The 8,585-nt window shown below is 41.0% G+C and carries 6 protein-coding genes; 1 reads left to right on the forward strand and 5 read right to left on the reverse strand.

Annotation, left to right across the window (positions count from 1 at the left end; genetic code table 11):
- The 3 genes from KAH81_09740 to ligA form a co-directional block, all read right to left on the reverse strand.
- Positions 1-231, reverse strand: a complete 231-nt coding sequence (locus KAH81_09740; protein MCK5833933.1) for a hypothetical protein — start codon at positions 229-231, stop codon at positions 1-3.
- Positions 232-1,143: a peptidyl-prolyl cis-trans isomerase gene (locus KAH81_09745; protein MCK5833934.1), complete on the reverse strand. Its 912-nt coding sequence runs from the start codon at positions 1,141-1,143 to the stop codon at positions 232-234.
- Between the two features lie 334 nt (positions 1,144-1,477).
- Positions 1,478-3,508, reverse strand: a complete 2,031-nt coding sequence (gene ligA / locus KAH81_09750; protein ID MCK5833935.1) for an NAD-dependent DNA ligase LigA — start codon at positions 3,506-3,508, stop codon at positions 1,478-1,480.
- A 403-nt stretch (positions 3,509-3,911) separates the two neighbouring features.
- On the opposite strand from ligA, the gene KAH81_09755 reads away from it, so the two are divergent.
- On the forward strand, positions 3,912-5,780 hold the full coding sequence (locus KAH81_09755) for a peptidylprolyl isomerase (protein ID MCK5833936.1): 1,869 nt from the start codon (positions 3,912-3,914) through the stop codon (positions 5,778-5,780).
- A gap of 25 nt (positions 5,781-5,805) precedes the next feature.
- Here the strand turns inward: KAH81_09755 and rlmB are convergent, their stop codons facing one another.
- Together rlmB and KAH81_09765 are read right to left on the reverse strand one after the other, a co-directional pair.
- Positions 5,806-6,534 (reverse strand): 23S rRNA (guanosine(2251)-2'-O)-methyltransferase RlmB, encoded by a 729-nt coding sequence (rlmB, locus tag KAH81_09760; GenBank protein MCK5833937.1) that lies wholly within the window; start codon positions 6,532-6,534, stop codon positions 5,806-5,808.
- 1 nt (position 6,535) lies between these two features.
- Positions 6,536-8,200: a hypothetical protein gene (locus KAH81_09765; protein MCK5833938.1), complete on the reverse strand. Its 1,665-nt coding sequence runs from the start codon at positions 8,198-8,200 to the stop codon at positions 6,536-6,538.
- Positions 8,201-8,585 lie beyond the last annotated feature (385 nt).

Genomic DNA, 8,585 nt, shown 5'->3' on the forward strand with positions numbered 1-8,585 from the left:
TTATGTTTTTTTCCGAAGCAAATTATTTTCCTCAGATATCTCATCCAATTGTTTCTCAAGTATCTTCTGTCTATCTGTAGGTTTAGTAATTATATACTTATACATCATTAGCAGAGAGACCATCAGAATCGCACCGGCAATAGTCACATGATAGAATGCCTCGAGATTTAAGGCGCTCGAAAGTATCATCGCTATTGATAAAATTATTATTGCGAGAGCCCAGAAAAACATCTATTCGAATACTTTATCCAAGTTTTCGTAATAAATAGTAACAATGGCTTTTTTGCGGAGTTCCTTCTTTTTTTGCTCATAAACTTCGTTGAATTTGCGCTGAATAAGTTCCCGTTTTATATCTTCTTTGACCTTTTCAAAGGCTGTTTTTCCTTCGGGCGTTTTCTCGATGACTTTTGCAGTAATATAGTTATCGCCATGCTGCTTAATAGGGCCGACGATATCACCGACTTCGGCGTCGTTTAAGACAAGCATCATTTGCATATATGGATCTAAGTTTTCGTCGGAACTGTTTGTCCCATCATTCATTTCACCATTTTCTTCGTTTCTATTTTTATACAGATGCATGTCCTCGATTTGAAATCGAGTGTTTTCGATGTCGTCTTCTTTTATGTTTTTTAACTCCAAAACATCCTCTTTGGCCTTTTCTTCGTTCTCAGACCAGATCTTTATTACCTTAGCCATTGCAGGTTGACGGAATCGCCCCTCCATATCATATTCTGCGCGAATTTCGTCTTCACTGGGTTGAATAGAAGCCTTAATTACTTTTTCCTGATAAAAATTAATCAATAAATTCTCTTCAAAATTGGAAACCATTGCCTGAAACTCTGGATCATTATTCAAGTCAGAAGCCTTTGCTTCTTTGATAATTAGCTTATTATCTATTACTTCATTCAGTATTCTCTCTTTGTCATCATCCATAAGGCCGCCTCGAGAATTACCCTCGTTGGACATCGAATTAAACTCCTTGAATCGATAATACATCTCAGGCTGGTAAGATTCAATATCCTTGATAGTTACACTCTGATCGCCAACTTCCGCTACTATATCAGCCGGTGCATTGCCTTGAGCAAGAATTGTAGCCGAAATAAACGCAATGAAAAGCGCTAAATAGAAATTTCTTTTGTTCATTTTGTCTCCTGTTTTTGTGTTTATCTTTATTAATATGTTATTCAAAACTAAATATCAATTCCATCTTTTATTATAAACGCGCACTTAGATATATGAAAGTTATTTTTTCTGAAATATAGTTTTCTCACAATCGAGATTAAGAACAAACAAAATGACGAAGCATCTAGGGGCGTCGAGATCTTTTTTTATTTGAAAGCTCGCTTTCAAATAAAAAAAGATCAGGCGAGCGGCCAAAACAAAAAAATACTAATATAATATTGGGCTGGCCGCACGCCATTTTGCTCTGTAGGAGCAAAATCCGACGCCCCGAAAATCAGGTTAAAGCGGAATCGAGCTAATAAATAACTCTTCGGCTTTTAAGTAATCTATTTAGGCCGGATTCATCGATGGTTTCAACACCAAGCTGACGGGCACGGTCTAATTTGCTTCCGGGGGAATCTCCATAAACCACAAAATCGGTTTTAGAGGACACGGAAACGGTTACTTTAGCCCCTGCCCTTTCGAGTGTAGCTTTTATTTTATCCCGTGAAAGCGACAAGGTGCCAGTAATTACAAAATTAAGACTATCTAGCGGTTTAGCGCCAAGGGTTGTTTCAGTAAAAAATGGTTCTACACCCACATCATTCAGCTTATCGAGTAGATTTAGATTTTGTGGATTGGTAAAAAAGTCTTTAATGGAATTTGCGATTTCCGGGCCGATACCTTCTATAGAAGTTAAATCTTCGAAATCCACATTTTTTAGTAAATCCATTGACTTAAATCTATCGGCGAGGATTTTTGCGATAGACTCGCCGACATGGCGTACACCCAAGGCATATATGAACTTCCAAAGAGGTCTTTCTTTTGAATGTTCGATTGCCTTAATAAGATTTCGAGCGCTTTTTTCTCCGAAACGATCTAATAATAAAATTTGTTCTGCTTGTATTTTATAAAGATCAGCAACATCGAAGATAAGGCTTTTATTTAAGAATTGCTCAATCTGTTTCGGCCCCAAGCCATCGATATCCATAGCTAATCGGCTAGCCCAATGTTCGATAGATTCTGCGACTACAGCAGGACAGCTAACATTTGGACACCGTCGGAAAACATCGCCCGGTTCTTTAACTAGCCTTGCTCCGCACACTGGGCAATCCTCAGGGGGTATGATATCAATCTCTTCACCAGTGCGAAGTTCCTCCAAGGGTCGGACAACTTCGGGAATAACATCCCCAGCTCTTCGAACAACCACAGTATCGCCAATTTTTAAAGCAAGCCTTTCGATTTGCTCTTCATTGTGCAGGCTAGCGCGTTTAACCGTTGCGCCGGCAAGTTCGACTGGTTCTAATAATGCTACTGGTATGATAGCGGCTGTGCGTCCAACATTCCAAAAAACCTCTTTAAGTCGTGTTACCTTCTCGTAAGCAGGAAATTTCCAGGCTACAGCCCACCGAGGACTTCTAGAAATCTCACCAAGTAACCTTTGATAGTCTATGTTATTCACTTTGATGACTACACCGTCAATTTCAAAATCTAGGTTTTCGCGCTCTCTTGATATATCTTCAAAATACGCAGCGACTTCTCCATAACCTTCACAGGTTTGCGGTTTAAAAATTGGCTTCATTCCAAGTCGAGTGATAAATTTAAGTTCCTCGGTATGGTTTTTAGGTGGAGTTTCTCCCTCGAGTTCCAACGCGCCTAGACCATAAAACATGGCATCTAGCGGACGCTGAGCCGTAATCTTTGAATTAAGCTGCCTAAGGCTTCCAGCAGCGGCGTTGCGCGGATTGGCAAATGGTTCCTCTCCGCGCAAACATCTTTCCTTATTCATATTATCGAATCGCGCTTTTGGAAAAATAACCTCACCGCGAACCTCGACTCTAGGATGGCTTTCTGAAAGTTTTAGTGGAATCGTGCGTATCGTTCGGGCGTTAAGTGTTACATCTTCCCCAACGATACCATCTCCTCGAGTAGCTGCAAGCCTTAAAATCCCATCGAGATACACAATCTCGATAGCAAGACCGTCGAGTTTCGGTTCGCAAATATATTTAATTTTCTTATCTCGCGAAACCTTTAAAGCATCGCAAACCCTGTTGTGAAAATCCATGAACTCGTTTTGCGACATTGCTTTACTTAAACTGAGCATTGGAGAGCTATGACGAACTTGGGCGAATTCCTTAGACACCTCGGCGCCAACGCGCTTGGTTGGAGAATCGAGTGTTATTAATTCGGGGTGTTCCTTTTCAAGCGCAGCAAGCCGATCAAAAAGTGAGTCATACTCCGCATCGCTTATCTCCGACCTGTCTAAAATATAGTAATTATGGTTGTGTCGGCGAATCTCTTCCCGCAAAAGTTCAATCTCTCGAGCTATTCGTTGCTTATCTTTCATAACACTATAATAATTTATACGAGCTAAGCAGTCAAGAAGGTAATGATCTGAAAATTCAGCCGCCGGGCCGGTCGGCACCAAATTTCTAAAAATGTATTCTAACGGTTGTCGCACTGCAAATATAAAAGTGATTTCTCGGCGCAAAGTGAAAATACCGAAAAAATAATCATGCGGTATAATCTATGCCGCCCGGCCCGGCGGCAAGCATATTTTTGAAGCAATGTTCTTTAAACAATTAGGTCTATTTATTGAGTTTGTATAATACCGATTTCAATCTATTATGATTGAATAATTGCAATGCAGAAAAAATGTTAAAAAATTCTACTTGCAATGAACCTACTTGCGATATATTATTACCGTTTAATGTCAATATCCATCGTTTTGAGGTTGGAGGTTTAGTAATATGGCTCAATCGGCAGTTCTGAGATTCCTAAGAAAGAGAATGAAAGTGATATTCTGGTTTACTGCTATCGTTTTCATTGGGCTTGTTATTTTTGGATGGGGCGCAGATATCACAGGAAGGTCTCGCAGAGACCTCGATGCTAACATCGCGGGGAAAGTGGAAGATTATGAAATTACATACCCGATGTATCGTAACGCCATTCAATCCGAATATGAACAAGCATACCGCGAAGAAAGACCAATCACCGAAGCTGAATCGGAAATAATCGCCGATAGGACATGGTACACATTGGTTAATAGGTATATTGCTGAAAAGCAGTTCAAGGCTAAGGGCTTTGGAGAACTCACTCCGTCCGAGATTTTTGAATCGCTTAGAAGAAATCCTCCCGAAGCCGTTAAAAGGCTCCCTTCTTTTCAACAGGATGGGGTTTTTAGCAAGGAGCTTTTTCAACAGTATTTGGGAAATCCTCAAGTCGATTGGCTTCCGGTGGAAATGCTTGTTCGCAATAAATTACCATATGACAAACTTCGCCAAATAATCAGCGCAACCTCGTTTGTCAGCAATGGTGAAGCTATATCCGAATTCGAGTATAAAAACACTCAAGCTGATGTCAGTTTCATCTCTATGGATCCATTCTCAATCGAAGATGTATCCATTGACACAAGTTCTGCATCGCTGGAAGCTTATTATACCAAGAATAAGGAAAAATATCGCAGGCAAGAAACGGCTATAGTAAATTATGCCAAACTACCCGTTTACCCCTCTCCTAGCGATACAATGGAAGCTAACGCTTTTGCAGAAAGCCTACTTGTTCGAATTCAGGATGGCGAAGATTTCGCATATGTTGCGGAATACTTTTCCGATGATCCCGGAAGCAAAGAAAATGGTGGCTATTTAGGATGGATTACTCGAGGCCAGATGATACCCGAATTCGAAGAAGCGGTTTTTTCCGCCGATTCAGGCGAATTAGTTGGTCCGGTTCTCACACAATTCGGCTATCATTTGATCCGTGTCGAAAACAAAGAAGGCGAAGAGGATTCTCTCAGAGTCGACGTGTCTCACATCCTGCTTACAATCGAACCTTCCCTAGATACTGAAGACTCTGTCACTACGCTCGCAAGAAATATTGTGATTGCAGTTGGAGATAGTGACAATTTTGCTGAATACGCCGAGGCTCATGGAGTCGATTCCATGGGCATATCAATACCGACTATAGAAAATGGTCCTGTGCCGGGTATAGGCTATTTAGAACGAGCAAAGACTATGTTGTTCAAGAGCAAAGAGGGTAGCATTGAGAGCTTTGCTGTTCGTTTCAACGAGAGACCAACTGTTGAAGGCTTGACAGTTCTTCAACTGGTTAAAAGATATTCCGCCGGTATTCCAACATTTGCTGAAATTCACGACGAAATCGCAGCCGATATAGTTAAAGAAACTCGTGAACAAGCCGCTCTCGAATTACTTGAAATGGCCAAGGGTTTGATAGATGCTGGCAAAGATATGCCAACCGCCTCCAAAGAAGTCGGAGCTATCTATAATACCACCGGTCTTTTTAGCATGAATATGTGGGTGGAGAGTGTCGGTAACGACCCGATTTTTAAGGGACGAGTGTTTGGTCTAGGTCAACAAGGCCGTATCAGCAAAACCTTCCTTGGCCAGGACGGAAAGGCCTATATCGTTAAAATCGAACAATTCATACCGGCCAATCCACAAGATTTTGCAAATCTTGCTGTATCAATTAAAAATGAACTTCTCTGGGGATACAGACAGGATATTTATGATCGCTGGTTCACAGATCAAAGAGATAAAGCGGAAATTGTCGATAATAGGTTCGCGGAAGAATTCGCTATGCCTTCCGAGGAAACAGAATAATCAAACATAACTCTTTATCACAGAATTATAAGGCCAGCTTAAAGCTGGCCTTTTTTTGTGTTAATTCCCAAAGTATAATCGATGCCGCCACAGATACATTAAAACTATCGAAATCCGAGCTCTGCGGAATAGAAACAACTATATCGGAATAGGTTCTTACCTTCTTTCGCAGTCCATCTTCCGATCCCATAACAACAAGAAGCTTATTGGAAGGAAGAAAGGAAGCTATCGAAGCCGAATCTTCAGATGGCATATCCGCACAAATGATTTGAAAGCTGCGCTCTCTAAAAAGATTCAATGTATGCATTAGGGATTCAACCCTCGCTATAGCGATATGCTCGGTGCCTCCAGCACTTGCCTTACAAACAACCGGCGTAATATCCGAGGAATTCTTCCTTGGAATAATTATGCCATCTACACCAAAAAGCACAGAGCTGCGAATAATCGCGCCTAAATTTCTAGGATCGGTAATTCCATCCAAAGCGAGAATGATACCACTGGAAAGATAGAACAAGGAATCTATACCGACAAATGAATATTTGTCGGCACTAGCAACTATGCCTTGATGGTCGGTTCTTCCAGAAATATCATTTATTTCTGCCTTTGATACTATCGATAGAGAGGTTCTATCTATCGATAGATAATTGCGAATTTTTTTATAGGTGGCTTTTGTAGCCCAAACACGATGGATACGCCTGAAATTGGCAACCTCGATCACAGCGTTTTTTCCATAAATAAGCTCGGTTTCATTCATACTATCTCCAATAATATGAGCAAGTTAATCTGAATTCAGACAAAGCGTCCTTATCTATTTTATCATATACTGCAAGTCGGTATTCTGCAAGCCATATTATAGGGCCGGAGTTGAAATTACTTCTTAACCTCAATGCCCAATAACCACTGTTATCGGAATTTATATCTGTTTTAGTGCGTTTCAAAAGGAACCTTATTTCGAACGGTTCAAAACCATTTGAGAATATCTCGACATTTGTGGATATACCATCGTTAGTCTTCTCGTTCAAGTTTGAACGGCGAAATCTGAAATATCCCGAGGCATTTAAACCAGGAACAAGTGGCCAATACCCAAAAAACCTCACTGTTTTCTGAAGTCTCTCCCCTGTCGAAAGCGTCCTCTTTTCCCAAGCCAATTCACCTCTTAACCTTTTACCATTATCAGAGCGAAACTGGAGGGCTGCCTTACTCGCAACACCCCAATCTTCAGTCATAACAGTGCGCCATGCGCTTTGATCAAAATCAAGCGAAATTTTATTCTCTATCTTAGCAGTGAGCTTAAGTTTCGCTCCCTCCTCCCCCGCTTGCTTGGAATCCATAATTACATCGGATTCGCCCAATTCGATATTTGTTTTGCGGTAATCGGATTCGCCATTACCGTGTAGTGGATAGAACTCATCGGAATATTTCCAAGCAGCCACGAGCGAACGAACATTCTCGAATTTCGTAACAACGCTGATATCGGCGCCTATGTTACCCGACTCCGAAAAGCCAATTTCATAATCTAAACTGGTTACATCGAAAACAGAATTCCCGAAAACGGAAGCACAGCCTTGTGTAAATACAGGCGCTGTTTCCAAAGTATTTTGCACTCTTCCAAAAGAATAAATAGCACCGATTTTATGTAATTTCGTCGGCGAAAGACATAGCTTCGAGCCTAAAGCATCTACAATAACCGAATTATAAACCACTCGACTTAAGACAAAACCGGTCTCAATATTCCCGAATAAACCTTCATATCGCAGGCCATTAAATAGATTATCCACCGGTGTTGATAGAGAACTCCAGTTTGTATTGTCGCGCCGAGCACCCGGAACATGAAATGCCTTACCCAAAATAAGCCCATTACCAAAACCCTTGCTGAAGCTCCCAAGTGTTAAAGCACTATTCTTGTATTTTACATCTAAGGTTCGTCTTCTGAAACTGAAACTCTCTTCATCGATAAAACGACACTCCGCTTTAATAATCTCTGTTCCGATGTCGATTGTTCCATTTGTAGTCGGTATGTCATTCTCGATAAGCTTCCCATGAGTGTAAATCTTGGCGTTCCCATGGACAGATCGCTTTTCCTCTTCCTCGAAATATATAAAAGCCTCTATTCGCTCAAAATCAAAGGGAAACCAACGAATAAAAACATCCCGATTTGCATAATATCCAGCATTGCCGCGTGCCTCCTCAATAGCCTTTACCCATCGTTCATCAACCCCCGGAACAACTAAAAGCGGCGTGAGGTCACTACATACAAGGTTAACTTTGTCTCGCATAAGCTCAAGTAACTCATAATATTGTGTGTAGCTTATTTCCTCACGCGAAAGCGCTTCCAAAATATCATCCTCGGAGGTTAAATAATCCCCCGGATCGAAAGCGAAAACCGAAAATATAATAAGTAAAAAAACGCTTTTCTTCATATCCGATTGTGTAGCAAACTGAGAATCACAAATCAAGATTATCAGTTATAGACTTGAAAAAAAGGGTATTTAATCGTCTTAAATTGGGGATATGAAGTGTCAGAAATTGGGGATATGGCTGCTTATGTCATGATATAATGATTTTTACACCTTAAGATATCTGAAAAATATCCAGTTTTATAAAATAAAATATATTCCAATCATCGGGGCGTCGGGCGTTGCGCATTCAGCCGCAACGCAGATGGCCGGTCGGCCAATAATGTCAGTCCGGAAACTATATTCCTCTCCGACCGGACAGCAATTTCGATGAACGAGAAAAGCTCGCTTTTCGAGAAGCCAGAAATCCCGACGTCACAGCAGCGGAGCAGCAATATGAGAGTTAATG

The organism is bacterium (genome assembly GCA_023145965.1).
Classification (GTDB): Bacteria; UBP14; UBA6098; order UBA6098; family UBA6098; genus UBA6098.

Bases quoted from the DNA above. Each gene is read 5' to 3' on its own strand.
- rlmB (MCK5833937.1), bottom strand. From the start codon at position 6,534: ATGAATGAAACCGAGCTTATTTATGGAAAAAACGCTGTGATCGAGGTT.
- KAH81_09745 (MCK5833934.1), bottom strand. From the start codon at position 1,143: ATGAACAAAAGAAATTTCTATTTAGCGCTTTTCATTGCGTTTATTTCG.
- KAH81_09765 (MCK5833938.1), bottom strand. From the start codon at position 8,200: ATGAAGAAAAGCGTTTTTTTACTTATTATATTTTCGGTTTTCGCTTTC.
- KAH81_09755 (MCK5833936.1), top strand. From the start codon at position 3,912: ATGGCTCAATCGGCAGTTCTGAGATTCCTAAGAAAGAGAATGAAAGTG.
- KAH81_09740 (MCK5833933.1), bottom strand. From the start codon at position 231: ATGTTTTTCTGGGCTCTCGCAATAATAATTTTATCAATAGCGATGATA.
- ligA (MCK5833935.1), bottom strand. From the start codon at position 3,508: ATGAAAGATAAGCAACGAATAGCTCGAGAGATTGAACTTTTGCGGGAA.